Raw genomic sequence first — 26,937 nt, forward strand, 5'->3', positions numbered from 1 at the left:
AATTTGGACACTGGCCGCAAGGCAAGGTCGATTTGCAAGGCAAGACGCCTATCGCAATGGTTGTGGATATTTGAACACCCGGGATGCCGTGCCGGTTTACAATCTCACGGTGCAGTTTGCGGAGAAAGTTCGTTGGCGCGTTTTTTACCATCCGGAAAAATATCACGCGGCGAGCGCGAGTTGTGATCCATTCCCGTTTGATAATCGTATAATTTGTGATTTCAAACGAAATTTTTCTTGGAATCGGCTCGGCCGTCATCTAAACGTCGTCTTACATAAATGGTGGATTAAATAGCGGATTTTTCTGGGAACGAGTTGAAGCCTCCGCAACTCTATTGGGTTAGATCGCTGTTTAAAACAACCTGACAGGATAAAATCATGTTTGACCCTCGCGAAAAAATTGCATTATTTATTGATGGAGCAAATCTTTATGCCGCGTCCAAAAGCCTCGGCTTCGACATAGATTACCGCAAGCTTCTGAAGGCTTTCCAGAAGCGCGGCTATCTGCTGCGCGCTTACTACTACACCGCTCTTATCGAGGATCAGGAATACTCTTCGATCCGCCCGCTGATCGACTGGCTGGACTATAACGGCTATAAAGTCATCACCAAGCCGGCCAAGGAATTCACCGACTCCCTCGGCCGCCGCAAGATCAAGGGCAACATGGATATCGAACTCGCGATCGATGCCATGGAGCAATCCGAGGTCGTCGATCACCTGGTGATCTTCTCCGGTGACGGCGATTTCACCACGCTTGTCGAAGCCCTGCAGCGCAAAGGCCGCAAGGTTTCGGTCGTATCGACCATGTCCACCCAGCCGCCGATGATCGCTGACGACCTGCGCCGCCAGGCCGATCATTTCATCGATCTGGTGAGCTTGAAGAGCGAAGTCGGCCGCGATCCATCCGAACGTCCGCCGCGCCAGGTCGAGCCCGTGCAGGAAGATTTCGACGACGTTTGATCGCCTAGCGGATGGCCATGATGAACGCGGCCGATGCCACGAGCGACGCTGCCGTGCGGACATGATTCCAGAAGGTCCAGTCTTTGAGGTAGGTCGCCCAGAAGCTCGCCGCTTCCGCCCCCTGCCCGTCGAATGTCGCCAGCCTGTCGTTGAGCGGCACATTGAAGGCGATGGTCGACAGGAAGGATGCCACCAGATAGAGCGTCGCACCGACGATCATCAGGCTGCTGGCGGAAAACTGCCAATTGCGCATCGCAAGGACGATGATCAGGACCGACAGCACGGCCGTGCCGACAAAGACGGGCATGAACCACGAGCGCAGGATCACCCTGTCGATCGCATTCATGGTGGCGACGCCGCTCGCACCGGATACTTCCGCCAACGCCCTCATGATGAAGGTCGAAAAGGCGAAGAAGGTGCCGCCGATGATGCCGCTGCCGAGAGCAGCAATCGTGAGGAGCAGCCTTGTAAACGGGAAATCGGACATCATCGGCTCCATATGTTTGAGCGTGCCGCATCGCGCGCGAAGATTGCGAAATCCTTGGGTTTGCGCCCGATAAGGCCCTCGATATCTGCGACCACGCTCTCGTTGCGGCCATCAAGCGTGCGCGTGAAAAGCTCATCCATCAGCCACAGCACTTCCTCAGGCAACCCGGCGGCGCGGAGTTCCGTGACGAACCCGTCGACCGGGGCGGTCGCGTAGGTGATCTGACGTCCGCTTGCACTGGCAATCTCGGCGACCGCCTCGGCAAAGGTCATCAGCCGCGGCCCGGTCAATTCATAGACACGGTTGCGATGGGCGGAATCGAGAAGAGCTGCGACAGCCGCGTCAGCAACATCGTCGAGATCGACAAACGGCTCCTGCACCGCATCTGCGGGGAGAACCAGCTGGCCTGCAAGGATGCCATCGAGAAATGATCCTTCGCTGAAATTCTGATCGAACCAGCTTGCCCGGAGCACCGTGTAGTCGATGCCCGACGCCTGCAAACGCTTCTCGCTTGCTACTGCGCCATCCTCTCCGCGGCCCGACAGCAGCACGATGTGCTCGACACCCGCCTTGCACGACACCTCTCCAAATGCAGCGATGTCATCGGCTGCACGCGGCACGGCAAGATCGGGCTGGTAGGTAACATAGGCTGATGTCGCTCCGCTAAGAGCGGCCGCCCAGGTGTTGCGATCAACCCAATCGAAGGCCGGCGTGGTCGAGCGAGATGCGGCCCGAACCAAGACACCGCTGCCCTTCAGTCGCTCGGCGACGCGACCGCCGGTCTTTCCCATTCCACCAATGAGGACGATGTTATCATTTTGCATGTTCATTTCCTCCACAAAAGCGAGAAACTCTCGCATTTGCTAAATGTGAGAGTTTCTCGTATATTTGTCAAGTGGGTTCGAGGGCGAAAAAATGGAAGAGACTGTCAACGAGAAAAAGGGTCATGATTACGATGACTTGGGCGGTGCGAGACGCATTCCGGTGCAGAAGCGAGGCCGCGAGCGCGTCGAAAAAATTCTCGCCGTGGCGACGGAGTTGATCGCGGAAAGGGGCAGCGAAGCGCTAAAGATGAGCGACATCGTCGAGCGCGCCGGCGTATCGTTCGGGTCGCTTTATCAGTACTTTCCCGACAAGACGGCGATCGTCCGTACACTTGCGGAGCATTACAACGCGCTCGGGCGGCAATGCGTGGCAACCGAACTGGCAGGGATCGGCAGCTTTTCTGACCTCGATGCGGCTATGGCGCGGATTGTCGACGGCTATTTCGAGATGTTCTGCGTGATGCCGGTGATGGTCGATATCTGGAATGCGACCCAGGTTGACAGACAGCTTGCAGCGATAGATGCGGAAGATGCCGAGTGGCATTCGCAAGCTGTGTTCGCGGTGCTGAAAGTGCTTGCGCCTGCACATGACGAAACGGAGTTGTTGGCAGCCGCACGGCTGAGCATGCAGCTCCTCGTGGGCGCCGTGCGATACGCGATCCTGCTGGAAAAGGCTGAGGGCGAGCGGACGATCGCGCTTTACAAGCGAACACTGGCGGGTGCGACGGAGAGGCTGCTCGCCGACAAACGGTGATAAGGTGGGCTGATGGCGATCAGCCGGGCTGATCACTATCAGCCGCGGTCGCGCAGCAGCCGACCCTTCTCGCGATTCCAGTCGCGTTCCTTCTCGGTCTCGCGCTTGTCGTGTAGCTTCTTGCCCTTGGCGATAGCAAGCTCGAGCTTGGCGCGTCCCTGCTCGTTGAAGTAAATCTTCAACGGAATCAAGGTCATGCCTTCGCGGTTGATGCCCGTGCGCAGGCGGCCGATCTCCTTGGCGGAGAGCAGCAGCTTGCGCGGCCGGCGCGGAGAATGGTTGAAGCGATTGGCCTGCAGGTATTCCGGCAGATAGGAATTGATCAGCCAGATCTCGCCGTTCTCGTCGCTGGCGTAGGACTCGGCGATGTTTGCCTTGCCCTCACGCAGCGACTTAACTTCGGTGCCCGTCAACATCAGGCCCGCTTCATACGTATCGACAATTTCGTAGTTGTAGCGGGCCTTGCGGTTTTCCGCGACAATCTTCTTGACCGTCGTTGGCCGTCCTTTATGCGTCATATCAGTTTGTTAGGCCTGCATGGTTCAGCGCAACGTCAATTGCAGCTTCCGTCGCCTGTTCCAGACCGGACACCAGCGGCGAACGAACCGTGCGGCTCATCCTTCCGAGTTTCGAGAGTGCGTATTTGGCACCGCAAACGCCCGGCTCCATGAAGATTGCCTTATGAAGCGGCATCAGGCGGTCCTGATATTCGAGTGCCTTGGCGAAATCGCCGGCGAGCGTCGCCGCCTGGAATTCCGCACACAGCCGTGGCGCCACGTTTGCCGTCACCGAGATGCAGCCGACGCCGCCATGCGCATTGAAGCCGAGTGCGCTGGCATCCTCGCCCGAAAGCTGGACGAAATCCTTGCCGCAGGTGATGCGCTGTTCGGAGACGCGCTCGATCTTGCCCGTTGCATCCTTGACGCCGACGATATTCCGGTAAGCGGCAGCGAGCTTGCCCATCGTGTCCGGCATCATATCCACCACCGAGCGCGGTGGGATATTGTAGATAATGATCGGCAGCGATGTCGCTTCGGCAATCGCGGAGAAATGGGCGATCATGCCCTTCTGAGTGGGCCTGTTGTAATAGGGTGTCACCACAAGAATCGCATCCGCACCTGCCTTTTCGGCATGGCGCGCCAGCTCGATGGCCTCGATCGTGTTGTTCGAGCCAGCACCGGCAATCACCGGCACGCGCTTGTTGGCAGTCTGGACACAGAGTTCGACGACGCGTTTGTGCTCCGCATGCGAAAGGGTCGGCGATTCACCGGTGGTGCCAACCGGAACGAGTCCGGCGCTCCCTTCGGCGATCTGCCATTCGACATGGGCGACGAACGCTTTTTCATCCACGCTGCCATCATCCTTGAACGGGGTCAAAAGCGCGGGAATGGAACCCTTGAACATAAAGCAACTCCTGGTGGGGCCGGCTTGGCCCATTCTTTAGCCGTATTCCTGATTTACGGAAGCACGGACCTTATATAAGGCGGCTTTTGCCAGCAAGCCAATTTCGATCGCATTATTCCGAGTTTGGGTCGCTGAAAAGCCGAAAACAACAATTTTTACCTTCTGTTAACCCAAAGGGCGGCAAGATTTAGACTGTGCTAATGGCCGGAGTGGCGCAATGAAGCAGGCGATCATAGCGGTCGTGGTACTGGCCGCCGGCGGCAGCACGATCTATGGGCTGCTCGGCCGGCATTCTGCGCCCGAGCCGACCGCCCCCGACATGTCCATCAAGACGCTTTCGATCAAGACCGACAGGGTGAAACCCCTGCCCGCGAGAATTGTGGCGACGCCCGGCCAGATCGATAGCCAGCCCTCTGAATTCGGCGCCAATATCAAGGTAGCGCCTAAACTCGACCCTCAGCCAAGTGCAGAGCTTCTGGCAGGACTTCAGGCTCTGTCCGTGCGTGACAGCCTTGCCGCCATCGCCATCCGCGATTCGCTACCGCGCAATTCCGTCGAATGGATGACGCTGACCTGGGCGATTGCGGTTTCCGGCCAGAAGGCCGTGCCGTCGACCGAGCTCGAAATGGCGCGCGCCGCACTCAAGGACTGGCCGGCGCTGGATGATATCGATGTAAACTACGAGCAGGCGCTCTATCGCGAGAGTGCCGATCCCGCCGTGGTGTTGGATGTGTTCAGCGAGCATATGCCCGAAACGCCCGAGGGTGCGATGGTACTGGCTCGCGCTGCACTTGCCAAGGGCGACCAGCCGCGCGCCACACGAATCCTTCGGAGCTTCTGGGACGACAAGACGTTCGACCCGGCGTTGGAAGACAAGATACTCAGCGAATTCAGCGGCTTGCTGAATGAGAGAGATCACTACCAGCGCATGGTGCATCTGCTGTTTGCGGAAAAGCTTGACCAAGCCAAGCGCTTTTCCGTCATGGCAAAAGCGGAGTCGCTGTATGCCGCCTTTGCGGCCACCGTGCGCAAGTCGAAGAATCGCAAGCAATTGCTGGCTGCGGTCGATGCGAAGTGGAAGAACGATCCGGCCTTTCTTTATGCATCGGTAAAGCAGTTGCGGCAGGCGCGTGAGTATGGAGATGCCGCCAAGCTACTGGAAAAAATGCCGCGCGACCGCACCCTCCTCGGTGATCCCGATGCCTGGTGGGTGGAAACGCGCATCATCAGCCGCGCGCTGATGGACGACGGCAAGGCCAAGGATGCCTACGACCTGGCCACCGCACATCTCGCCGAAACGCCGGACGACATCGCCGAAGCCGAGTTTCATGCAGGCTGGTATACACTGCGCGGGCTCAAGGACACGAAAAAGGCCGAAGACCATTTCAACGCGTTGCTGAAAGCCAGTGCCAAGGCGCATGACCAGGCGCGCGGCTACTATTGGCTCGGGCGCGCGGCGCAGGCCGGAGGACCGGGCATTGCCAAGGACTTCTATCGTAAGGCCGCCTTCTATCCCGCCACCTACTACGGCCAGCTGGCTGCCGCCAAGCTTGCAATTCGGATTGCGCCCGGCGAGCGATACCAGGGTTCGCTCGAGATCGAGACGGCCTTTGCAAAACGGCCGGAAATGCAGGCAATTACGCTGCTGGAGAAAGCCGGCGAAGATGGCCGGGCGCGTCGGCTCTATCTCGCTCTGGCCAAGAAGCTTGAAAGCCCATCGGAATTGCAGGCGCTGGGCGAAATCGCGCTGAGAAATCACGGTGCGTCGCTGTCGCTCGCGGTGGGCAAGGCAGCCTTGAGGCAGGGTCATGACCCCGGCCTTGCGGCCTTTCCGCTGGGTGCCATTCCCGATAGCGCCGATATTTCCGGCTCCGGCAAGGCGCTCGCTTACGCCATCGCGAGGCAGGAAAGCGCCTTCAATCCCTCGGCGATATCACCTGCAAACGCGCGAGGGCTGCTGCAGATCCTACCGGCGACGGCAAAGAAAGTGGCGCAGAAATATCAGTTAGCTTACGCCGACGATAAACTGATCGACGATCCGGCCTTCAATGCAACGCTGGGTTCGCACTATCTCGGCGAGCAGATCGACAAGTTCAACGGCTCATACGTCCTCACCTTTGCCGCCTACAATGCCGGCCCCGGACGCATCCCGCAATGGATCAAGCGTTACGGCGATCCGCGCGGCAAGGATATCGATTCGGTGGTCGACTGGGTAGAAAGCATCCCCTTCCAGGAAACGCGCGACTATGTGCAGAAAGTCATGGAGAACTTCCAAGTCTACAAGACGCTGCTCAACGAAGACGCCGATATCAGTGCCGACCTGACGGCTGGCGTCCAGTAAAGCTGTTCGCACGCTTGACCTCCGGCCATGATTCCCGGTTTGTTGGGCCCTCATCATTTGCCGGGGCCACAATGACCGAACAGCGCTACCAGGAATTTCACCTCACGTCCGATGATGGCCTTCAGCTCTATGGTCGTGATTACCGTTCAGAATCGGCGCGGACACTACCGATCGTGTGTCTTGCGGGCCTGTCACGCAACAGCCGAGACTTTCATCCGCTTGCCCTGCGGCTGATGGAAGATGGTCATCGTGTCGTAACCCTTGATTATCGCGGTCGTGGTCGGTCGGATTGGGATGTCGACAAGGCGAATTACAATGTTGTGCGTGAGGCACAGGATGTGGTCGCAGCACTCGACTATCTCGGAATAGAGAGAGCCCAGTTCATAGGAACCTCGCGCGGCGGTTTGATCCTGCATATCCTGGCGGCCACCGCACTTGATCGGATTGCCTGCGTGATCTTCAACGACATCGGCCCAGAAATCGAATCGGACGGGCTGCGGCGAATCCGGGACTACCTGTCAAAACGTTCTGAATTTTCATCGCTTGCCGAGGCCGCGTCTGCGCTCAAAATCATCCACGGGGCAGAATTTCCAGCGTTGTCCGCAGATGACTGGCTGGAAATGGCATATGCCCTTTATCGGCAAGCCGGAGGAATCTGGATAGCCGATTTCGATCCAGCTCTCGTCGAGCCTTTGAAAACAATGGATTTTTCGAAGAAACTGCCAGATCTGTGGCCGCAATATGCTGCCATGGCCAAACTGCCGGTGCTCGTCGTTCGCGGCGAGAATTCGCGGCTTCTGTCAAGGGAGACTGCGACTGAGATGCTCAAACGCCATCCTGGCGCGAAACTCCTGACCGTTACAGGACAAGGCCATGCACCGCTGCTGCATTTCAACGAGGTCTATGCGCCCCTCACCGAATTCCTCAATTCAATGAGGTGAAACGAAAAAGGCCCGGGAAACCCGGGCCTCTTCCACCAAATCCTTGCGGATTAGAACGAGCGCTGGAAGCGCAGCATGCCAGACTTGACGTCCGGCCCCTTGTCGGGGGCGTAGTAGATGCCTTCAACCAGGACGGAGAAGCCAGAAGCAACTTCCCAGTTAACATCACCAACCAGGCGCCACGAACCATCATCCCACCACTGGATATCCTTCGAGAGGGTAACCGTGTCGGTGACCTTGGCCTGGAGGCCGAGGATCGCGCTGAAACCGTCGTAGTTGAAGAAGATGTTCTGGTTGCTGTCCGAATACAAGCCCATCAAGCGGACGCCGAACATGCCGAAGTTACCAGCAACCAACTTCTTGACTGCAAAGGATTCAGCAGATTCGTCGTATGCAACGCCGCCTGCAACCTGCCAGTCACCAAAGGTGCCGCTTGCACCGACTTCGACGTCGGGCATGAACCGGTTGCCCCTGTCGATATCGCCAACGCTTTTGCCGGGGTTATGGTCTTCACCCAGGAACTTCGTCTTGTAGATCGGCAGACCGGTTACAGGATCAACACCAACCTGAACGACAGTCTCCTTGTAATATTCGTCAGCATCGTTGTCCAACGACACATAGGCCTTCCACGAACCGAAGTCAGCCGTGTAGCTGATGTACTGGCGCGAGTCAGGGAAGTTCCAATCGGAGTCGTAGACGCCGCCGTCATCGGTGAAGCCGCCGTAACCGAAGAACTTGGCCCACTGGCTATCGAAGTTCGAGAACTCGAGGCCACCGATACCAAAGACGTAGTACCAATGCAGGTAGCTAGCCGGCGAGGAGCCCTGAATGTCGCTACCATTGTTGTACTGCTCGCCCTGAACGCGGAGCCAGCTGTAGACCGTACCCCATTCGGAGTCGTTCTTGGCTTCAACGTCGAGCTTGATACGGCTGTGGTTGTCGTAGTTGAGGTTCTTGTCCTTGCTGCCAGTCTGGCTGAAGCGCTTTTCGTAACGCAGCTGGCCGCCGATCTTCAGGCAGGTTTCGGTGCCGGGAATGTAGAAGAAGCCGGTGCCGTAAGCGTCGCAAACCTTAACATATTCCATCGGTTCCGGCTCGGCGGCGACGACAGCGTCGGCAGCCTGTGCACCGGAAACAACTGCCAGAGCAGCTGCGGAGCCGAGAAGAAGGCTCTTAATGTTCATTTCTGACCTCCAGTCAAAATGTTTCAATCGGGTATGGGTCTTATTTTCGCTGAAGGACAGCATTCCCTGCCCCATCCCATTCACTTTGAAGACACCGGGCTGGCCCGTCGCTTCGAAGGTGATCATAGACAGGCAGCCCGGTTACGCAACGCCGATTTGCAAATTCCGAAACCCCACCCGCCTTCTTCAGGCCACCATGTTACAAAAATGACACAAAATCACCCAGGCATCCCGAAGAATTGACAAACTGTTAATGCTTCCTAACAATAAGTTAAAGAAATCATGCGGTTACAAGGTCCCGCAAGTCCCTTGATCGGCACGAAACCCTCGCATATCCACGATTCAAACGGCGATTCCGGCATGTCGCCTGCGTCCTGACGCGTCGGGCGGTCATTTCTTCACAGGCATTCGCGGACACGGACCCTGGCATTTGCTCCGAATCGACCTGACGCGCCGGCATCGACTCGACTGCACGTGAATGCAGTCTCACAAGGATACAAACGAAAGGCCCGGCGAACCGGGCCTCCCTCCGCCTATTATAAGGACGCGCTATCAGAACTTGCGCTGGAAGCGCAGCATGCCGCTCTTGGTCTTCACATCGTAACGGTCGGCATAGATGCCTTCGAGCAGGACGGAGAAGCCGGAAGCAACCTTCCATTCTACGTCGCCAACGACACGCCAGTCGCCGTTATCCCAGAACTGGATGTCCTTGGACAGGATAACCGAGTCGGTGACCTTGGCCTGCAGGCCGAGGATCGCGCTGAAACCATCGTAGTTGAAGAAGATGTTCTGGTCGCTGTCGGAGTAGAACGCCAATGCGCGCACGCCAACCCAATCGAAGGAGCCGGCGACGACACCCTTGACGGCAACCGATTCGTCGGATTCGTCATAGGCAACGTTGAAACCGCCCGACCAATCACCGAATGTCGTGGATGCACCAGCGGTCACGTCAGGCATGAACTTGTTGCCGCGGTCAGCCTCGCTCTTACCACCCGAGTGATCTTCACCGATATGCTTGTAGATCGGAGCACCCGTGACCGGGTCAACACCCGTCTGGGTAAGCAGATAGTACTCGTCGGCATCGTTGTCCAACGAAACGTAAGCCTTCCACGAACCGAATTCAGCCGTGTAGCTGATATACTGACGCGAATCGGGGAAGAGATTGTCAGACTGGACAATGCCGTTGTCGTCGGTGAAGCCGGTGCCGAGGAACTTCTTCCACTGGCTATCCCAGTTGCCGAATTCCAGGCCGCCGATACCGAAGTAGTAATACCACTTCAGAGTGTCGGGAGCGCCCGAGCCGTCAATCGCACTGCCGTTGTTGACCTGGTCGCCCTGGATGCGAATCCAGGAGTAAACCGTGCCCCACTCGGAGTCGTTGCGCGCTTCAACTTCGAGACGCGCGCGACCATGGTTGTCATAGGTCGTGGCGGCGTCGCCGACCTTCTTGAAGCGCTTTTCATAACGCAGCGAACCGCCGATCTTCAGGCAGGTTTCGGTGCCCGGGATGTAGAAAAAGCCAGTGCCATAGGCATCGCAGACCTTCACATATTCCATCGGTTCCGGCTCGGCGGCTACGACGGCGTCGGCGGCTTGTGCGCCGGAAACGACCGCCAGAGCGGCCGCGGAGCCAATGAGCAGGCTCTTGATATTCATTTTCTGACCTCCAGAAAAAAGTTTCATTCAGCGTCCGGACTTCTGCCGTATCTGCGGCTGCCCCTGCCCGGAGCTCGGCTGGCATGGAAGCGGGAACTCCCTTGCAGCTGTGGTGAACTTATCTTTTTCCAACATCGGCACAACAACGGATCGGGCGAATTAAGCCAATGGAAACCGACAACGAAATGTGACGTAGCAAAAATGCAACACAATCTATAGATTAAATATAAAGCGCCAAATGGCCGCTCGAAACAAAGGTTCCGGCGGCATCTATTCGTGCGGCGGCAATGCCTAGGCTGATGTGCATGAAATCCGTCTGCAGCATGTGCACACGATCGCAGCGGGCTGAGCTGGATCGAGAGGACCCGTCAGCCAACCTTGCGTGCTGATAGCCGAGCTTTATTACAGCCATGTGACAAGATGCGATTTGCCGTCGTGGTGAAAGAATCGCGTCGATCTGCGGCCAACGCTCCGCGCGGCCCAGACAAGCCCAAGGGCGCGCGAACGATCCAGAAAAGGAAGTGTCGTATCGGCCACACAGAAAAAAACGACCTCAAAGGAAAAATGCCTTGATTGCTCACGGCTTTGCCAGTATCCACGCCGCAACGGAGAGGTGGCCGAGTGGTCGAAGGCGCTCCCCTGCTAAGGGAGTATACCCGGAAGGGTATCGTGGGTTCGAATCCCATCTTCTCCGCCATTCCCTTGTTTGCCATCGTTCGCCAACCTCAAAAAACCCCACAAATCTCGATGTTTGGCTAGTTCCTCACGAATTGACCGTTTGCCGTTGTTTACCTAAGTCTACAAATAGTGTGGACCTATTGTGGACTCGGTCATGGCGAAATCTCTCACAGACGCGCAAATCAAAGCTATCGACAAGCCTGGACGGGTCGCTCTAGGTGCCGGTCTTTATCTCCGAACCAGAGCTACCGGCAGCAAGTCGTTTGTCGCAATCGCTACGGTTGGCGAGAAACGAGTCGAGGTCGCCCTAGGCACCTATCCTACGATGAGACTGCGTCAAGCGCAGGAGCGTGCCGAAGAGGAGCGCGCGCGCATTAAGGCCGGATTGCCCAAGCCGGGGCCAATGGCTGAGCCCGTAGGCGCTGTCGTAGCCCTATTCGGGGAGTACGCGATGGATATCGTTGATGATATCGAGTCGGGATACAAAAACCTGAAGCACCGCAAGCAGTGGCGGAGCACGCTGAAAACCTACTGCGGGTCGATCTGGGACAAACCCGTTGATGCTATTGAGGTCGGCGATGTGCTCGAAATCCTAAAGCCTATCTGGACAACTAAGTCCGAGACGGCTGGGCGGGTCCGGCAGCGAATCGAGCGTGTTATAGAAGCCGCGATATCTGATGGGCTAAGGGTATCCAGCAACCCTGCCACCATAGCGCGGCTGAAGCATCGTCTTCCCAAACGCGAGAAGCTCCAGCGCGGCCACCATGCAGCCCTCCCCTATGCTGAAATGCCGGCCTTCTGGGAAAAGCTGGACAAATTGACCAGCGTCTCCTCTGAGGCTCTGCGATTCGGTATATTGACCGCTGCCCGCTCTGGCGAAGTTCGTGGGGCGGAATGGGCTGAAATCAATATGGACTCCAAACTGTGGGTCATCCCCGCCGAACGCATGAAGGCAGAAAAGGAGCATCGAGTCCCTCTATGTAGCGAGGCGCTCGCTGTCCTGAAGCGCATGGCTTTATTCGGGAGCGTGGGTCTAGTGTTTCCAAGTAGGAAACGGGGTGCATCGCTATCTGATATGGCACTGCTGCAATGCCTGAAGGGAATCTGCACGGGTGTCACGGTGCATGGATTTCGGTCCACATTCCGCGACTGGGTCGGGGAGGAAACAGACCATCCTCGCGAAGTCGCTGAAGCGGCGCTTGCGCATGCCGTTGGCAATGCTGTGGAACTGTCATATCGCCGTGGCGATGCGCTTGAGAAACGTCGACTCCTAATGGACGACTGGAATAATTTCGTCATTAATACCTCATTAACTCCTGTGGCAGACCATCATAACCAGACAGAAACGACGGCCAACACGGGTGAACAATGACTGACGGAAAACTGCTGATGACGATAGCCGAAACCTGTGAGGCAATCGCCATCAAGCGCACTACGCTTTGGAAGCTCACGACCGAGGACTCTTCCTTTCCTCGACCAGTCATGATTGGCAGGCGAACACTCTATGACCGGCGCGAAATCGCGGCATGGGTCGAGATGCTGAAGGCTAAGCGAGCGGCTTAGCGCCGCTTGTCTACTTAGGTCGGCGACGCAGCGCTATTCAGAGCGCGGTCTCCGGGATCCGCCCCCAACTTACTCCTTGGCAAAGTCGAGGGCGTCATACGCCAGCTGAAGCTCCCCGACCCTCCCCTCGTCGCCTCTGAAGGCAATCGCCGGGTTGACATAGATCGGAGCCGGCCGCTTGCGGCTAGAACTGCTAGGCCAAAATATCCTCCCCCAATTAGAAGCTCGTCTTAATCCGGACGCCATCGCCCCCGGAGGTGTTTTCGTCGGCAGCCAGGAATATCACGCCAGCATCATCCAGAGCGCGCTGAACGTCCGCCAAGGTGCGGTCGTATGGTGACCGCTTGCCCGCCTCAAAATTTGCGATGGTCGCCTTCGCCACCTTTGACGCCTCGGATAGTTGGTCCTGAGACCAGCCAAGAAGCGCCCGCGCAGCTCGGCATTGGGCGGGAGATAGTGCCATTTTGATACAACCTTACACTTTTAGTGTTGACTTATCTTTTGATGCAGCCTTATATCATTAGTGTAAGGTTATCACAATAGAGATGACACGACAACCGACCTGCCTGCTCTTGCCAGGCATCATCAACCCAAAAGGAGACTGACCAATGCAGACCACCATTCTCTCCAGCTCGCAGCGAATCTCGGCGCTCGCCACCTCGGCGACCTTGCTTGCCGTACCCTCAAGTCACCCTGAGGAAGCCGCATCACGGACAGTCTGGCTGATCCAGATGGAACGGGGCGACGAGCACGACGCGGATGTCGCCTCCACTGAACAAGCCGCCTTGCAAATGGCGCTTGACCATCTGGAGCGTTATGTCGCTTTCGGCATCGACCGCCCCTGCTTCCTCACAAACAACGATTATCGTGAAACCGTCCGCGCAAGAGCTGCTGCTGCAGACATTTTCTACACAGTTGAGAAGAGGCAGCTGTGAGCGCGAAAAATCAATCTACCGAAGGCAGCATCGCGATCAGGGGACGCACATGAATATCTTCGATTGGCTCGAAATCTTCGTATACGATCACGGCAACCTCGTCTTCACCGATACCGGCAGTTCTCAGGACGTTCTTAAACGCGCCGCCCGGGAAGCTCTGGGCTCGCTGGAAGCCTATACGGTACTCATCACGTAACCCGAGTGTATTGCCAAGCCGCTCATGTGGGGCGGCTTTCCCGCTTCGGATGCCACCGCACATGATGGTGTGCCCAGAGCGCCATACCCTCTTCGCTCATACGTTTGGATCGCCTCAATCTGGGCGGCGTAGGTGATAACAGCCTCCAGCCTCGACATCGCAAAGTCCCGATCAGAAGTGGTGAAATCGCCGAATTCGACGCACGCAAGAATGATGATGATGTCACCAATTTCAATGTAAGGGGCTTCATGAGGCAGGCGTCCCAGCCGCTCCTTCAGATCAGCAGGCAACGCAAGGAAGGCCGGGCAAGGCATGTGGGGGAATGTCATCGAATAGTCCTTTGGAAGAATCGTTAACGCGAGCGAAGCTACTCCCTTATTCAAGGTCGTCAACATTATTCTATCTGTGATAGAATTATCTTTCAGCCGAATGATATTTCTATCGAGAATTTAGCTTTGCATGATTGTTAAATCGCCGTTGAATATCTTAAAAAATTATGACTTATCTTCCCCGACCCATGCCCGGTTAAATGCAACTTTAGAAAGAAAGATGGCGCCCATGAATTCGGATCGGATTCCGTCGGACGGTAGCGAAAGGGGAATAGAAGGCTTGATCACAATTGAGGAGGTGTCTAGCCGTCTTCAGGCTTCCTCCGGAGTGGTCATCACCCCTCGAACAATTTGGACGAAGGCCCAAGCGGCGGGTATTGGCAAGAAAATTGGCAGGTCGCGATTTGTTCATACGGACGATCTTTGGGTGCTGCTCAAGCCTTCGCGGAAGTCGGCAGCCGATTTGGCTCGCGAGCGGTACGAGGCCACTGCGCTCGCGGCTCAGCGAAAGAAACGGCTCCGCGACAAATTGAGAAGTCCCAACAGGCAAGGACCATAATAGCCTTTTGAATGTTGAGAATATCGACATAATCATGAAGTTGAGAGGTTAGCCGACAACCGTGCGCAAACGCGAATACGAGGACATTGCAGATCCAGCTTTTAGCGAGGATACCCCTCTGCGGTTGGCAAACGCTGCGAAGCTATATTTTCCAGATACGCCAATCGCCACGGGTGTCCTGCGTTCCGCCGGCAAGAAAGGGCACCTTCGGGTATTCCGTCTGGCGAACAAGGACTTCACAACCTTGCGAGCGATGAAGGAATATCATCGATGGCTAGAACAGCAGCGCCCGCGCGGCTCAGGCTTAAGGCCCAACGCTCCGGCAACAAACTCTGGATCATCCGACATGAAGGGCGAGACGTCGGCACAGGCTGCCTTGAGCCAGATTTTAAGGGAGCGGGCCACCGGGCCGGCGAGGCCCAATCGACCCAAGCCTCCGGCGCTTTTTACAGAGCACTGGCCCGATATCCCGCTCGAGTAAAGCTCGCTCATAATAACGCGTTGCCGGTCGGCGGCCTGCAGGTTATGAGCCTGCCGATCTACCGGGCTGATCTACCCCGCGAAACCTTGATTCGGTTCGTTTCAAAACCGTATGATTCGCAATGAAAATGACTCGCAAAACATAAGAATGTCAACGCAAGGTATTGATTTAATTATTCTTTACCAAAACTCAACTGGCCGCGAACCAGACGCGCCAGCGGCTTGGTGCGAATTTCGAGCGCAAATATTTTTACTCACCTTCGTTTCTTCAAAGACACACGGAGGCATTTCATCGACGACAGGAAGACGGTTGCCAACGCAACCGCAGACAGTATTCCACAGCCAATTGTTGCGAGTTTACTAAGAGATTGTGGATTTTACAACTGAGGGGAGTGACTCAGAAAGGGCCGTATGATCAATTCCCGTCGATTCCAGGAGGTGAAATTGCCTATCCTAAGATTTACATTTGTCTCGATATTGGTTTTCATAGCCGTTTCGTCGGCGAGAGCAGCGACAACCCAGCCGCAGCAAGACTTCGCGCAAAGCGATATTGAAATGCGACAGGTCTCGACCATTTTCCCCGATGCTCAAATCGTGCCATGCAGCAAATTTAGAGACGCCAACGATTGCAGCCGGCGCAAGCTATTCCTCGGATATCTGACGTGGAAGGCTGTTTTCGCAATCCGGGCCAGAGATTTCAATCATGAAATCAGTAGCGATCCAGTCAAATGGGCGTCCTTCTTGACGTTTGCGGATTCAGAGCCCGCGAACGCCAAAGCCTCTCGAGCCGACATACGAAAAGCCGTCAATCAATTCCTCTCATCGCACCAACTGCAGGATTGTATTGTCTCCTCGTGCGGCGGAGTTGTCACGTTTTCAACCCGATCAAGAGAGGTTGCCGCGAATTTTTGGCGAGCAAGCGCCGACTATATTTTGTGCATGACGAGCCGAGACACGAAGAATGATCCGACGGTTTTTGATCTATCGCCTGCCTATTTCTACAAACTCGCTGAAGCTGGGAAGATTCCGGGCTGCAGCAAGAAAAAGTACCCAAAGGGCTTGAGCGAATTAATTCACAGAGTGCAACCCAAGAGAGATTTTTAAGGTTTAGACATGTCAACAATTACGCAAGGCAACGTTACGTTTGTTCTCCCGACCGGAATGGATCCTCAGATTATTCAGGGGATTGTCAATAAGTTGGCAACGGCTACTTCCGTGGCAGGACTTTTCGATCGCACAGTAACAATCACCATAGAAAACGTAACCTCGGGCGGGAGCGGATGGGTTCCCGCGGAAGGCAAACTATACCTCGACGCCAGTGATTGGACGCAGAATGAATACGTCGGGTTCGACGGTAACACTCACAACATTACTTTCGAACGGACTTTTATTCACGAGTTTATCCATGCGGCATTGCTAACGAAGGACATTGTTCTAAACGGTTCCGATATTAACCAAATTCTAGACCCCAACTTGTACGCCGACGCGGTCAAGACGTTGCTGGCTGACCCCATGTCAGACTTTATGGGCGAGACTGTCATCAAAGAAAATCTCCTTATGCACGAGCTGTATTCCGAAGCGGTTGAAGCGGGCAGAAGTAACTACCAGGGCATTTTTAAAGACAGTACAGACTACCCGAGTGGCGTGGGCGAAATCAAACTCCTGAATAACTTCACGGGAGGACAGGCGATTGACATGACCATCCAGTCGCGGTCCACCGCTCCCCAAGATGTCCTGATCGATCGTAGGAATGCGATTGCGGGAGACCATGCTTCCCGTGATTTGATCCTGGCATACGAAGGAACTCAAACGATCCATGCGGGAGCGGGCGATGATTTCGTATACTCCGGCGGGGGGAACGACCTTGTAGCGGGGGGGACGACAAGGATCAAATATTGGGTGGTGGAGGCGATGACATCGTTACTGGGGGAAATTTGGCGACGGGTTTCTCCGCGGAGCACCTTACCGAATCTTATTTTCAAACCTTTCACGCAGAATGGAATGATCATAATCGAGATTATTTGAGCGGTGACTCCGGCAATGACACCCTTCTGACTGCAGTCACGTTAACTCCTAATCGCGCGCTACCCGCTCCTGCCCAAGCTTATACAAAAGACGAAATCGAGAATCTCGATCTCATCGATGGAAGCGATGATGCTTATACCCTTCGGATACAAGTTGCGTATAACGGCGCTACAACGCTCGAAAATTACTTAGTGACGCCTGATCTCATCCAGGCCGGGCTTGCAGCGGGCCTCAATGCGCGAAACATGTATACAATTGGTGATCTGGACGCTTCTAAAGTCGATATCGAAGGCGCAGCCTATCTTGTACTTCGGCAGCGAAGTAACTTCGGCGGAGCCGCGCTCGCTGTTGTTTCGCTAACCGCGCGTGATCCCAGCGCTACAGATCCTTGGACGATATTCGGTCATGACGGCGGCGCAAATAGCAACACGCCAGACTCCGAGGGATTTGTTGCAGCCAATGGGGTGTACGACGACACGCTGATCGCTGGAAATGGTAAAGACTATATATTCGCTCTCGGGGGTGACGATACGATAAATGCAGGCCAGTATGGCGGTGGTGACGATTGGATCGAAGGCGGGACCGGCACCGATACCGTCGACTACTCTCTGGCGTCCGGAAACCTGGACATCGATCTCAATTCTTACGCTCAGGGTGCCTCCGTTGGAACGGATTACCTCTCCGATATTGAGAATATCGTTGCGGGTGCCGGCAACGACCTCATCACAGGATCCGATTTTGCCAACAGCATTGAAGGGGGAAACGGCACGGATACTATCAATGGCGGACTTGGCAATGACGTTCTGGTCGGAGGAGCCGGCGTTGATCGCCTCTTCGGAGGAGATGGAAATGATACCTACGTCGTGGATAGCACCCAAGATCTGATTACGGAGAACTCCGGAGAAGGCACGGACACGGTTGAATCGTCTGTGACATTCTCCATTGCTGCGGCAGCTTATGCCAATGTTGAGAACATCACTCTTACAGGCATTACGGCTATTAATGCGACTGGGAACTCTGCCAATAATATTTTGATCGGCAACTCGGCCGCCAACACGCTCAAAGGTGGTGCCGGCGATGACGTGTACATCGTCGCCGACAAACTCGACGTAATTACTGAGAGCGCGTCGTCAGGCACAGATGAGATCAAATCGTCAGTCAATTTCACGTTGTCGCCTGCGGGGTATGACAACATCGAAAACCTAACTTTGACCGGATCGGCCGTGACTGGTAACGGCAACGAACTGGATAATAGGATAATCGGCAACGCTGCAGACAACGTACTGAACGGCTACGATGGCAATGACATTCTGCAGGGTAGTGCCGGCGCTGATACTATGAATGGCGGCGCCGGAAACGACAGATACTATGTCGATAACGCGTCAGACGAAGTTACGGAGTCGGCCGACAACGGAACCGACATCGTACTTTCGACACGGTCTTATACACTCGGAGCGAATCTCGAAAAGCTGGTTCTGCAAGGCACTGCGATTAACGGGTCGGGAAATTCGTTGGCCAATACAATTGCGGGCAACGGTGAGGACAATACACTCGACGGCAAAGGCGGGGCAGACAGCATGTCCGGCGGAACCGGAAATGATACATACATCGTAGACAACGTAAACGATACTATTTCAGAAAATTTGAGCGAAGGTCAGGATCGCGCCATCGCGTCGGTGACCTACACTCTCGGAGACTATGTTGATGATCTAACGCTTTCTGGCAGCTCGGACATCAATGGAACCGGCAATGGAAATGCCAATACGATCGTTGGCAATACAGGAAAGAATACTCTCTCCGGCGGTGCCGGAGGCGACACGATTTCAGGTGGGGCAGACGGGGACACGTTGCTGGGCAACCAAGGTAACGACGTGCTTGCCGGAGGCACTGGCAACGACACACTGACCGGCGGATCAGGATCAGACACGTTCGTGTTTGGATCGGGGTCTGCGAAAGACACAATCACTGATTTTCAGCATGGCACCGACAAAATTGACCTGTCAGCTGTTTCGGAGATTACAAGTTGGTCGGATCTGAAAAACAACCACTGCACCGTAACGAGTGGGACAGTTCCGGTTGGCGACCCCTTGTACTGGCTCCCGATGGTCATTCACTGGGGTTCCAGCGATCAAAATACAATAACGCTCAATGGCATCGGCCCGTTGAGCGACATCAGCACTGACGATTTTATTTTCGGTTGAAGCATAGCCTACTCCCGGTGTCTGCCTGAGCACCGGGAGTCATCGCTCAGGACCCTGGCGGCCAAGCTCGAGTCCGAATAGACGGAAAATCCGGAGAGGCGTTCATTCTCGATATAAGCACTGGCTTCGTCCTCCGTCTGCCACACTCCGCCGCCGCCATAGGGCGCGCCCTCAAGAACGCATTTGCCAAGCTTGAGTAATCCCTTGCCGAGCATGGCCGATGCCGCGCTCGCCAGAATCCGCCGAATGGAGTTCCGTTTCGTGGACGAGCCCGCCCCTGTCCGGCAGTGCCTGCTAGAGGTCTATGTGAGCGTCGTTTGCGGCTCGCCCTACAATGATCTCAACACGACGTGATGATGCTCGACCCGCTATGTTGAAGACTGTTTAGCCAGAGCAATGGGGGTGGACCACCATTCGAACAAGAAGCCGCGTCCGGTGCTCACATAGAGCTATGAGCGGGTGTTCCCATACGGCATCGGTTGCCACGTCCATCTGTAACATCAAACGTGTTGCGAGATATCGCCGCTTACGTTTTCTTACGGCTTGTCAATTGTCGCCGACCTACCAAAAAAGAACTGCGCAACTGACCTACGGCCTTGACAATCGACAGCGAAGCGACTGCTTATAGTTGTGAGGCTTGACCCTCTAGTTTGTGCCGGTGAATTCACGGCAACTCGCTGAAACGTCAGTACACAATCGCGCGCCGGCTGTGCGGCAACACGCGGTTACACGGTGAAGGTAAAGAGCGAGGGTCAAGCCTTGAATATCACCTTAGCTTGGGGCGACCCGCTTCTGGCACTTCGACTTGCGCATTCCGTTCAAGATGTTGCATTTGCGCTTGGGCTGGAGCCAGCTAAATTCTTCTATGTTGTGCAAAATGCAGACAATGGAAGGTACTACAAACAGTTTCAAATCCCAAAAAAGAAGGGCGGCATGCGCGACATTGCCAAACCCGTTAGAGGTCTGGCGCTTGCTCAGGATCGGTTTGCCGCAATACTTGCGCAGAAATACGAGCCGAAGCTGTTCGTGAAAGGCTACGTCAAGGGGCAATCTTTTCTAACAAACGCTCAATATCACGAGCGCCAAAGGTGGGTTCTCAACTTAGATATTAAGGACTTTTTCCCGGCGATCAGTTTTGCCCGTGTGCGTGGCTTATTTATGTCGAGTTACTTCGGGTTCAACGAGCGGGTCGCAACCATCTTGGCAAGGATAACAACGTTCAAGGATGGCTTGCCGCAAGGCGCATCGACCTCGCCACTTCTTGCGAACATAATTGCACATAACCTCGACAAGAAGCTGGTTGAGATCGCCATCAAAGAACGGCTTCGCTACACAAGATACGCGGACGACATTACGTTTTCGTCTAGCCAGAAGGCCGTTCCATCGTCGGTAGTAAAATCGTGGGAACCTTTAAATGGCGCCAGAGTAATCGTTCTTGGAACCAGCATCCACGATGCGTTTCGGTCGGCTCGGTTCGAAATAAATGACGAGAAGACCAGAATTCTTTTTCAAAGTGAGCGACAAGAAGTGACCGGCCTTATCGTCAACCGAAAGGCGAATGTTTGGCGACGCGATATTTCACTATTGCGAATGAAGTTGCATTCAGCGCGCGTGCATGGTCCGTCTAAAGCGGCAAAGCTCTGGTTAAAGACCACAGAAGACCCAAGTCGTTTCTGGCAACATATAGAAGGCTGGTTGTCCTATATCGGACAGGTTCGCGGCCCAAACGATCCTGTGGTTGCAAAACTATGCAAAATGGCTGTCCTCAGTGGTCTGAGGGGCTCAGAATGGGTGGAAAGGTATGCGGATATGGTTCGAGAATTTGATGTGTTTCTGTCGCACGCGAGTGAGGATAAGCCGAAAATTAGAAAGCTGAAAGACAAACTCGAATCTTATGGCTTGAAGGTGTTTTTTGATGAAAGCAGCATTTCTTGGGGCGACTCAATTGTCGAGAAGATCAATCATGGTCTGCTGAAATCAAGCTATTTTGTTCCGTTTCTGTCTGAAACGTTTTCAGGCAAAGGATGGACCAATAAAGAACTCAATTCGGCAATCTCGCTAAACATTAAGCCCGGCGAGAGCCTCATGGCCATCACGGAGATGAAGATCCAGACTTCCGCAGCTTCGCGGGCGGCCGACGCTACTGAGCGCAATTCGCAGGAGTTGCGTGAACTGAAGTCGATGACCTCCCAGACAAACGCCCTGCTTGGAAGCATCAACAGCGGCATCGGTGCAATCCCCGGCGCTATCCGTTCAGGCATGCCTTGGCGGCAGGACAGTAACCCCGGCGCGAACAAGGTCAGTTCGAACGGATCGGCCTCGCCGATAGTGTTGGGGCATCGGTAGCGGAGCGGCGCGTCCATTCAAGCTGGGCCGCACAGATCGCAGCGTACTTTAAGCTGGCGAGAACAAAACCCTCGTCGCGCACGAAGTCGCCGTCTGCACAGTCAGACATGAATCGCGTCGTCCATTCAAGGTGGCGCTGTTCGTGTGGCAGTCTGCCTAATTGTTCGGCGAGGCCGGCGGGGCGCTACAAAACCCGATACAAAACTCCCCGCCCGATGAAAGGTTTGTGGATAAAAAAATCATCTGTATCGCCCACTATTAATGTCCGCGAACACCCATAAACAAAAACAAACTGTAGACTCTTTGTGGACTCCTTCCGTATCATTGTTCAAATTATATAATAAAATCAACCAATATCGGCGGACATCTTCTCCGCCACAATATTTCAGGAACCTGTTTTCCGTATTTTCCAACTAGCCAAAGCGCATTCCTCCGACCCCTTGGATACCCACGTTTGATGGGTTCGTGAGCGGTGACCTTTTACGTGGTCCCGGGCTTTGACGCCGGGCGTCAGGGCTGCTTTAATTTCGAGGTCCTCGCCAATCAGATCTCGCCCAGATGAACAGACCTCCGCGCCGCCCGCACATTCCCAGCCTTGCCGACCATCGTGGCGGCAAGATCGTGGTCATCTGCGAGAAATGCGGGATGCGGCGGCGCTATGATGCGACCGCGATGCTTGCACGGATCGGCGACCTGCCGATGCCATCGCTGCTGATGGAAATCGCCCGCGCCGAGGGTTGCCCGCGAGCCGGCAACAAATCGGAAGATCGCTGCATGCTGCATTACGATCTGGCGTTTGCGCCGATGTTCAGGAAGTGACCTAACGCTACAACAATTGCATCAGGCTGAGCGGCGTGGCGTTGGCGATCGACAGCGCCTGATTTGCCAACATATTCTGCGTCTCGACGGCTCTCAGCCTAGCAGAGGTCTCGCCGAGATTGGCATCGACAAGCCGGCCGACACCCCTGTCCTGCGTATCCTGCAGATCGTCGACGAAATTGCTCTGCATCTCGATGCGGGAAATCATCGAGCCGAGATTGGCCGCCGCCTGGGTCATCGCCATCAGCATGCTGTCGGTGACGCTGATCATCTCGTCCATTTCGCTTGCAGTCGTCGCGCTGTCGAGGATGATTTCGGTGTGCGTCGTCCCGCTTGTGCGTCCGTTCAGCAGCACCCAATCCGTCGTTGCTCCGACTGCGGTGGCATATTGTGCACTCGTCAGAATGCCGTTGTCGGCGATATCGTCGACGAGGTGGTTGGTGCCGATTGCATTGGTCATCGAATATTGCAGCGTCTTGACGGCGACGTTGCCGCGCGTGTCACGCGTGAACGAGCCGACGATTTCGGGATCGGCGTCATCGGCGATCGATTCGCGCAGCAGCCAGTTCTCGCCGTTGAAGGACGAGGAATCGGCAATCGAGAAAAGCTCGGCGCGCAGCGCGGTGATATCGCTGTTGACCTTGTTCTTGTCGGCACCCGCCTCGCGCGCCGAGATCAGCTTGGACTTGATGTCATCGACCACATCGATCGCCGAAGACATGCCGCTGAAGGCCACGCCAATCGCGGCCGCGCCCATGCCAAGCGAATCCCCGGCAGCGGCAAGCGCCTTGTTGTCAGAGCGCATGGTCGTGGCAATCGACCAATAGGCTGTGTTGTCGGCCGCGGTGTTCACGCGCAGGCCGGTTGCAGCTTCGTCCTGGCTCTTGTCGCGAGCCGCATTTAGAGAACGCATCTGCTGGACAGCAGATATCGCCCCTACATTTGTAAGGATACTCGTCATGGCACTTCCGAAATCAATACGTGGTCTAACTTTGCCTGACTGACATCGGAACTCGCCGAAATACGCCTCGACGGCTGCCGATATCATGATCCTACGTTTGCAGGTTTATACTTAAAGGACGATTAAAAGCCGCTGATTTTCCAAGCTCTTTGTTTACCATGTATATTAATGATTACTCAAATTGAGCGCGCGCCATGGGCGTAAAAAGATGTCCACGCGATCAGTAGCCGTTCGCTTTCGCAACAACCTGACTTGCCGCTCAGCGCATTTCTCCGCCGCCATCTTGCCTGCAGATCAATTTCGTCGCGGACACGCTCATGCTCTGGACGAAATCCCCACCGATTTCAAATCGGACACGTACTGGCCTTCCCTGCTTGTGGAAGTCGATTGACCGTTATCGGCCAACATGCAGCGGTTGTGAGCGCGGGCGGATTGACCTATCGTCTCAACAGATTAGCCTGGGGCCATCATGCAAGCCATCTTGAAACATGAACGACTTCTGCTGGTGCCAATCTTTGCCTCGGTGCTGTCGTTCTATTTCGAGCATGAGATCCTCGCCGCCGGACAGACAACAAATCTTATCGCTGCGGCAATATTGGTCGTGACGATCGTCATGGCATCGGTGCGCGTTGCCAAACATGCCGAACATCTGGCAAAGCGGGTCGGCGACCCCTATGGCACGATGATCTTGACCCTGTCGGCCGTGCTGGTCGAGGTGATTATCCTGGCGATCATGATGATGGGCGAAAGCTCGCCAACGCTGGTGCGCGACACGATCTATTCCGCCGTAATGCTGGATATCAACGGCATCCTGGGCTTGGCCGCACTGCTGGGTGGCCTGCGCTTCGGCGAACAGCCCTACAACAATGATTCCGGCAAGACCTATAGCGTGATGATCCTGACGGCGATGGGCATATCCATGGTGGTGCCGGAGTTCATTCCGCAGACCAAATGGCACTATTACTCCACCTTTACCATCTGCGTGATGATCACGCTCTATGCCTTGTTCCTGCGCATGCAGGTCGGCCGCCACAGCTATTTCTTCAGCTATGCCTACACCGCGGAAGACGATGATGCAGAAGACGAGGACGCCACACCTGAGGCGCCGGCGCCCAGAAAATCCACTGCACCAATGGTGCCGGCCGGGGTTTCGATCGGCGTCATCATTTTTGGCATCGTGCTGATCGGCGTGCTTGCGGAAATGATGTCGGCGATACTCGGTAACGGACTGAAAGGCACGGGCGCGCCGCCCGCCTTGATGGCGATCGTGGTTGCGGCAATTTCGGCGGCGCCGGAAATCCTGACGGCCTTGCGGGCCGCATTGCGCAACCGCATGCAGGCGGTCGTCAACATCGCGCTCGGTGCTTCGCTCTCGACAGTGATCCTGACCGTGCCGGTGATGGAGGCGATCGCGCTTTACACCGGGCAGCCTTTCGTCATGGCGATGTCACCGGTGCAGACGGTCATGGTCGCCTTGACGCTGATTGCCGCCGCCATCAATCTCAATGATGGCGAGACCAACGCCATCGAGGGGATGACGCATTTCGTGCTGTTTGCCACTTTCGTGATGCTCACCTTTATCGGCCTATGAGCCCGGCCACTGCATGACGCGAAGTTCGCTGTCGTCCATCCAGTCGGCGGCCTTGCTGCGGCGCCATCCATGACCGCCTCCACACGCTTCAAGCCTTTGATCAGGCGCTGAATGAACGTCGCACAACGTCATCTGTTCCGTGGATATCGGTGAGATTTCTTGCCGCAGGTGCTTTGGGCGCCTATCTAAGAGAGACACGCCTATCTCTACGAAAGAACACGCCATGTTGGGACTGAGCCACAGCTATTCGACCTTACCGGACCGCTTCTACGCGCGTGTCCTGCCGAGCAGTGTCGCCAAGCCCAGGATGATCAAATATAACGATGCGCTGGCCGCTGAGCTCGGACCGGAATGGGCCGCACTCAACGAGGCTGATGCGGCCTTGATTCTTGCCGGAAACAACGTCCCCGACAGTGCCAACCCGATTTCCATGGCCTATGCCGGCCACCAGTTCGGCAATTTCGTGCCGCAGCTCGGTGACGGAAGGGCGATTCTGCTCGGCGAAGTCGTGGACAAAAAAGGCGTGCGCCGCGATATCCAGTTGAAGGGCGCCGGCCGCACGCCCTATTCGCGCGGTGGTGACGGCCGTGCGGCACTTGGGCCGGTGCTGCGCGAATATCTGGTCAGCGAAGCGATGCATGCGATGGGCCTGCCCACGACGCGGGCGCTCGCGGCGGTGATGACCGGCGATGCGGTCTACCGCGAGACGCCGCTGCCGGGCGCCGTGCTGACACGCGTTGCCGCCAGCCATATTCGTGTCGGCACATTCCAGTTTTTCGCCGCACGCGGAGATACGGAAGGGCTGAAGGCGCTCGCCGACTATGTCATCGACCGGCTCTATCCCGACCTCAAGGGATCCAGCGCGCCCTATCTTGCATTGCTGAACGCAGTCGCGACCCGGCAGGCGAAACTGATTGCCCAATGGCTGCATATCGGCTTCATCCATGGCGTGATGAATACCGATAATTCTGCGATTTCCGGCGAGACGATCGATTTCGGACCTTGCGCCTTCATGGAAGCCTATAATCCGGTGACGGTGTTTTCCTCGATCGACCGTGGTGGCCGTTATGCCTACCAGAACCAGCCGGGCATTGGCCAATGGAACATGGCGCGGCTGGCCGAAACCATGCTGCCGCTGATCGACGCCGATATCGACAAGGCGGTCGAGCTGGCCAACGAGGCGGTGATTGCCTTTGCCGAGACCTTCAACACGGCCTGGCTTGCCGGCATGCGCCGCAAGATCGGGCTGAGACTGGAAGAAGATGGCGACAAGGCACTGATCGATGCATTCCTTGGTGTGCTGCTGGTCAATCGCGCCGATTTCACGCTTGCCTTCCGTCGGCTATCGGACGCGGCAGAAGGCCCGGTGAGCGAGGCCGCCTTCCTCGAACTGATGATCGAAGATCGCGCCATTGCTGTCGAATGGCTCGCGACATGGCGGGCGCGGCTGGCACGGGAGGCGATGTCGGGAGACGGCCGGGCAAATGCGATGCGGGCGATCAACCCCATCTACATTCCACGCAACCACCTGATCGAGGAAGCAATCCAGGCGGCCACGCAAGGCGCGGATTTTGCGCCCTTCGAAACCTTGAACGCGGTGCTGGCCCATCCCTATCGAGAAGATGCCGACGTGCCTGTCCGCTATACGTTACCGGCAGAACCCAATGAACGGGTGACGCAAACCTTCTGCGGAACCTGAGCGA

At 55.9% G+C, this 26,937-nt stretch carries 24 protein-coding genes and 1 tRNA gene; 16 read left to right on the plus strand and 9 right to left on the minus strand.

Annotation, left to right across the window (positions count from 1 at the left end; all coding sequences use genetic code 11):
* Nucleotides 1–378 precede the first annotated feature (378 nt).
* On the plus strand, nt 379–960 hold the full coding sequence (locus ACXHRN_RS15505) for a LabA-like NYN domain-containing protein (protein WP_488637208.1): 582 nt from the start codon (nt 379–381) through the stop codon (nt 958–960).
* Between the two features lie 4 nt (nt 961–964).
* Here ACXHRN_RS15505 and ACXHRN_RS15510 read toward each other — a convergent pair whose 3' ends face one another.
* Both ACXHRN_RS15510 and ACXHRN_RS15515 read right to left on the minus strand, forming a co-directional pair.
* Entirely contained in the window at nt 965–1,450 is a 486-nt protein-coding gene (locus tag ACXHRN_RS15510; RefSeq protein WP_488637209.1) for an anthrone oxygenase family protein, read from the minus strand.
* A complete protein-coding gene (locus ACXHRN_RS15515) occupies nt 1,447–2,271 on the minus strand; it encodes a Rossmann-fold NAD(P)-binding domain-containing protein (protein WP_488637210.1) in 825 nt (274 codons plus the stop codon). The genes ACXHRN_RS15510 and ACXHRN_RS15515 overlap by 4 nt, the downstream gene beginning before the upstream one ends.
* Before the next feature lie 91 nt (nt 2,272–2,362).
* Between ACXHRN_RS15515 and ACXHRN_RS15520 the strand changes: the two genes are divergently transcribed.
* Nucleotides 2,363–3,025, plus strand: a complete 663-nt coding sequence (locus tag ACXHRN_RS15520) for a TetR/AcrR family transcriptional regulator (RefSeq protein ID WP_488637211.1) — start codon at nt 2,363–2,365, stop codon at nt 3,023–3,025.
* Nucleotides 3,026–3,063: 38 nt separating this feature from the next.
* Here ACXHRN_RS15520 and smpB read toward each other — a convergent pair whose 3' ends face one another.
* Nucleotides 3,064–3,543 (minus strand): SsrA-binding protein SmpB, encoded by a 480-nt coding sequence (smpB, locus tag ACXHRN_RS15525; protein ID WP_488637212.1) that lies wholly within the window; start codon nt 3,541–3,543, stop codon nt 3,064–3,066.
* Between the two features lies 1 nt (nt 3,544).
* Nucleotides 3,545–4,429 carry a 4-hydroxy-tetrahydrodipicolinate synthase gene (gene dapA, locus ACXHRN_RS15530; protein WP_488637213.1) on the minus strand — a complete coding sequence of 295 codons (885 nt, stop codon included), beginning with the start codon at nt 4,427–4,429 and terminating at the stop codon, nt 3,545–3,547.
* A 217-nt stretch (nt 4,430–4,646) separates the two neighbouring features.
* On the opposite strand from dapA, the gene ACXHRN_RS15535 reads away from it, so the two are divergent.
* Together ACXHRN_RS15535 and ACXHRN_RS15540 are read left to right on the plus strand one after the other, a co-directional pair.
* Nucleotides 4,647–6,770, plus strand: a complete 2,124-nt coding sequence (locus ACXHRN_RS15535; RefSeq protein ID WP_488637214.1) for a lytic transglycosylase domain-containing protein — start codon at nt 4,647–4,649, stop codon at nt 6,768–6,770.
* A gap of 71 nt (nt 6,771–6,841) precedes the next feature.
* Entirely contained in the window at nt 6,842–7,711 is an 870-nt protein-coding gene (locus ACXHRN_RS15540; protein ID WP_488637215.1) for an alpha/beta fold hydrolase, read from the plus strand.
* Between the two features lie 50 nt (nt 7,712–7,761).
* On the opposite strand, the gene ACXHRN_RS15545 is transcribed toward ACXHRN_RS15540, so the two are convergent.
* Together ACXHRN_RS15545 and ACXHRN_RS15550 are read right to left on the minus strand one after the other, a co-directional pair.
* Nucleotides 7,762–8,895: a porin gene (locus ACXHRN_RS15545; protein WP_488637216.1), complete on the minus strand. Its 1,134-nt coding sequence runs from the start codon at nt 8,893–8,895 to the stop codon at nt 7,762–7,764.
* Between the two features lie 552 nt (nt 8,896–9,447).
* Entirely contained in the window at nt 9,448–10,551 is a 1,104-nt protein-coding gene (locus tag ACXHRN_RS15550) for a porin (RefSeq protein ID WP_488637217.1), read from the minus strand.
* Nucleotides 10,552–11,158: 607 nt separating this feature from the next.
* On the opposite strand from ACXHRN_RS15550, the gene ACXHRN_RS15555 reads away from it, so the two are divergent.
* The 3 genes from ACXHRN_RS15555 (at nt 11,159) to ACXHRN_RS15565 (ending at nt 12,792) form a co-directional block, all read left to right on the plus strand.
* A tRNA-Ser gene (locus ACXHRN_RS15555) sits at nt 11,159–11,248 on the plus strand.
* A 135-nt stretch (nt 11,249–11,383) separates the two neighbouring features.
* Nucleotides 11,384–12,601 (plus strand): tyrosine-type recombinase/integrase, encoded by a 1,218-nt coding sequence (locus tag ACXHRN_RS15560; protein ID WP_488637218.1) that lies wholly within the window; start codon nt 11,384–11,386, stop codon nt 12,599–12,601.
* Between the two features lie 17 nt (nt 12,602–12,618).
* On the plus strand, nt 12,619–12,792 hold the full coding sequence (locus ACXHRN_RS15565; RefSeq protein ID WP_488637219.1) for a helix-turn-helix transcriptional regulator: 174 nt from the start codon (nt 12,619–12,621) through the stop codon (nt 12,790–12,792).
* A gap of 217 nt (nt 12,793–13,009) precedes the next feature.
* Here ACXHRN_RS15565 and ACXHRN_RS15570 read toward each other — a convergent pair whose 3' ends face one another.
* Entirely contained in the window at nt 13,010–13,255 is a 246-nt protein-coding gene (locus ACXHRN_RS15570) for a helix-turn-helix domain-containing protein (protein ID WP_488637220.1), read from the minus strand.
* 145 nt (nt 13,256–13,400) lie between these two features.
* Between ACXHRN_RS15570 and ACXHRN_RS15575 the strand changes: the two genes are divergently transcribed.
* Both ACXHRN_RS15575 and ACXHRN_RS15580 read left to right on the plus strand, forming a co-directional pair.
* Nucleotides 13,401–13,727 (plus strand): hypothetical protein, encoded by a 327-nt coding sequence (locus ACXHRN_RS15575; protein WP_488637221.1) that lies wholly within the window; start codon nt 13,401–13,403, stop codon nt 13,725–13,727.
* A gap of 49 nt (nt 13,728–13,776) precedes the next feature.
* Entirely contained in the window at nt 13,777–13,923 is a 147-nt protein-coding gene (locus ACXHRN_RS15580) for a hypothetical protein (protein WP_488637222.1), read from the plus strand.
* On the opposite strand, the gene ACXHRN_RS15585 is transcribed toward ACXHRN_RS15580, so the two are convergent.
* The gene (locus tag ACXHRN_RS15585; protein ID WP_488637223.1) at nt 13,902–14,318 is read right to left on the minus strand and encodes a hypothetical protein; all 417 of its coding nucleotides are present in this window, start codon (nt 14,316–14,318) and stop codon (nt 13,902–13,904) included. The two genes, ACXHRN_RS15580 and ACXHRN_RS15585, sit on opposite strands and share 22 nt — an antisense overlap.
* A 1,384-nt stretch (nt 14,319–15,702) precedes the next feature.
* On the opposite strand from ACXHRN_RS15585, the gene ACXHRN_RS15590 reads away from it, so the two are divergent.
* From ACXHRN_RS15590 to ACXHRN_RS15610, 5 genes are all read left to right on the plus strand, one after another.
* The gene (locus ACXHRN_RS15590; RefSeq protein ID WP_488637224.1) at nt 15,703–16,395 is read left to right on the plus strand and encodes a hypothetical protein; all 693 of its coding nucleotides are present in this window, start codon (nt 15,703–15,705) and stop codon (nt 16,393–16,395) included.
* A 9-nt stretch (nt 16,396–16,404) separates the two neighbouring features.
* Nucleotides 16,405–17,316 carry a hypothetical protein gene (locus ACXHRN_RS15595; RefSeq protein ID WP_488637225.1) on the plus strand — a complete coding sequence of 304 codons (912 nt, stop codon included), beginning with the start codon at nt 16,405–16,407 and terminating at the stop codon, nt 17,314–17,316.
* Complete coding sequence (locus ACXHRN_RS15600; RefSeq protein ID WP_488637226.1) at nt 17,226–19,517, plus strand: hypothetical protein; 2,292 nt, start codon at nt 17,226–17,228, stop codon at nt 19,515–19,517. The genes ACXHRN_RS15595 and ACXHRN_RS15600 overlap by 91 nt, the downstream gene beginning before the upstream one ends.
* A 759-nt stretch (nt 19,518–20,276) precedes the next feature.
* Nucleotides 20,277–21,863: a TIR domain-containing anti-phage reverse transcriptase gene (locus tag ACXHRN_RS15605; RefSeq protein ID WP_488637227.1), complete on the plus strand. Its 1,587-nt coding sequence runs from the start codon at nt 20,277–20,279 to the stop codon at nt 21,861–21,863.
* A gap of 558 nt (nt 21,864–22,421) precedes the next feature.
* Complete coding sequence (locus tag ACXHRN_RS15610; RefSeq protein ID WP_488637228.1) at nt 22,422–22,682, plus strand: hypothetical protein; 261 nt, start codon at nt 22,422–22,424, stop codon at nt 22,680–22,682.
* Between the two features lie 7 nt (nt 22,683–22,689).
* Here the strand turns inward: ACXHRN_RS15610 and ACXHRN_RS15615 are convergent, their stop codons facing one another.
* Entirely contained in the window at nt 22,690–23,643 is a 954-nt protein-coding gene (locus ACXHRN_RS15615) for a flagellin N-terminal helical domain-containing protein (protein ID WP_488637229.1), read from the minus strand.
* 469 nt (nt 23,644–24,112) lie between these two features.
* Here ACXHRN_RS15615 and ACXHRN_RS15620 point away from each other — a divergent pair, with 469 nt between their 5' ends.
* Nucleotides 24,113–25,234 (plus strand): calcium:cation antiporter, encoded by a 1,122-nt coding sequence (locus ACXHRN_RS15620; protein WP_488637230.1) that lies wholly within the window; start codon nt 24,113–24,115, stop codon nt 25,232–25,234.
* Nucleotides 25,235–25,457: 223 nt separating this feature from the next.
* Entirely contained in the window at nt 25,458–26,933 is a 1,476-nt protein-coding gene (locus tag ACXHRN_RS15625) for a protein adenylyltransferase SelO (protein ID WP_488637231.1), read from the plus strand.
* The last annotated feature ends 4 nt before the right edge of the window (nt 26,934–26,937 follow it).

It is taken from the genome of Shinella sp. OV683, assembly GCF_057787725.1.

Excerpts from the sequence above, each read along its gene's own strand:
- ACXHRN_RS15505 (WP_488637208.1), top strand. The coding sequence starts at position 379 with ATGTTTGACCCTCGCGAAAAAATTGCATTATTTATTGATGGAGCAAAT.
- ACXHRN_RS15510 (WP_488637209.1), bottom strand. The coding sequence starts at position 1,450 with ATGATGTCCGATTTCCCGTTTACAAGGCTGCTCCTCACGATTGCTGCT.
- ACXHRN_RS15515 (WP_488637210.1), bottom strand. The coding sequence starts at position 2,271 with ATGCAAAATGATAACATCGTCCTCATTGGTGGAATGGGAAAGACCGGC.
- ACXHRN_RS15520 (WP_488637211.1), top strand. The coding sequence starts at position 2,363 with ATGGAAGAGACTGTCAACGAGAAAAAGGGTCATGATTACGATGACTTG.
- smpB (WP_488637212.1), bottom strand. The coding sequence starts at position 3,543 with ATGACGCATAAAGGACGGCCAACGACGGTCAAGAAGATTGTCGCGGAA.
- dapA (WP_488637213.1), bottom strand. The coding sequence starts at position 4,429 with ATGTTCAAGGGTTCCATTCCCGCGCTTTTGACCCCGTTCAAGGATGAT.
- ACXHRN_RS15535 (WP_488637214.1), top strand. The coding sequence starts at position 4,647 with ATGAAGCAGGCGATCATAGCGGTCGTGGTACTGGCCGCCGGCGGCAGC.
- ACXHRN_RS15540 (WP_488637215.1), top strand. The coding sequence starts at position 6,842 with ATGACCGAACAGCGCTACCAGGAATTTCACCTCACGTCCGATGATGGC.
- ACXHRN_RS15545 (WP_488637216.1), bottom strand. The coding sequence starts at position 8,895 with ATGAACATTAAGAGCCTTCTTCTCGGCTCCGCAGCTGCTCTGGCAGTT.
- ACXHRN_RS15550 (WP_488637217.1), bottom strand. The coding sequence starts at position 10,551 with ATGAATATCAAGAGCCTGCTCATTGGCTCCGCGGCCGCTCTGGCGGTC.
- ACXHRN_RS15560 (WP_488637218.1), top strand. The coding sequence starts at position 11,384 with ATGGCGAAATCTCTCACAGACGCGCAAATCAAAGCTATCGACAAGCCT.
- ACXHRN_RS15565 (WP_488637219.1), top strand. The coding sequence starts at position 12,619 with ATGACGATAGCCGAAACCTGTGAGGCAATCGCCATCAAGCGCACTACG.
- ACXHRN_RS15570 (WP_488637220.1), bottom strand. The coding sequence starts at position 13,255 with ATGGCACTATCTCCCGCCCAATGCCGAGCTGCGCGGGCGCTTCTTGGC.
- ACXHRN_RS15575 (WP_488637221.1), top strand. The coding sequence starts at position 13,401 with ATGCAGACCACCATTCTCTCCAGCTCGCAGCGAATCTCGGCGCTCGCC.
- ACXHRN_RS15580 (WP_488637222.1), top strand. The coding sequence starts at position 13,777 with ATGAATATCTTCGATTGGCTCGAAATCTTCGTATACGATCACGGCAAC.
- ACXHRN_RS15585 (WP_488637223.1), bottom strand. The coding sequence starts at position 14,318 with ATGTTGACGACCTTGAATAAGGGAGTAGCTTCGCTCGCGTTAACGATT.
- ACXHRN_RS15590 (WP_488637224.1), top strand. The coding sequence starts at position 15,703 with ATGATCAATTCCCGTCGATTCCAGGAGGTGAAATTGCCTATCCTAAGA.
- ACXHRN_RS15595 (WP_488637225.1), top strand. The coding sequence starts at position 16,405 with ATGTCAACAATTACGCAAGGCAACGTTACGTTTGTTCTCCCGACCGGA.
- ACXHRN_RS15610 (WP_488637228.1), top strand. The coding sequence starts at position 22,422 with ATGAACAGACCTCCGCGCCGCCCGCACATTCCCAGCCTTGCCGACCAT.
- ACXHRN_RS15615 (WP_488637229.1), bottom strand. The coding sequence starts at position 23,643 with ATGACGAGTATCCTTACAAATGTAGGGGCGATATCTGCTGTCCAGCAG.
- ACXHRN_RS15620 (WP_488637230.1), top strand. The coding sequence starts at position 24,113 with ATGCAAGCCATCTTGAAACATGAACGACTTCTGCTGGTGCCAATCTTT.
- ACXHRN_RS15625 (WP_488637231.1), top strand. The coding sequence starts at position 25,458 with ATGTTGGGACTGAGCCACAGCTATTCGACCTTACCGGACCGCTTCTAC.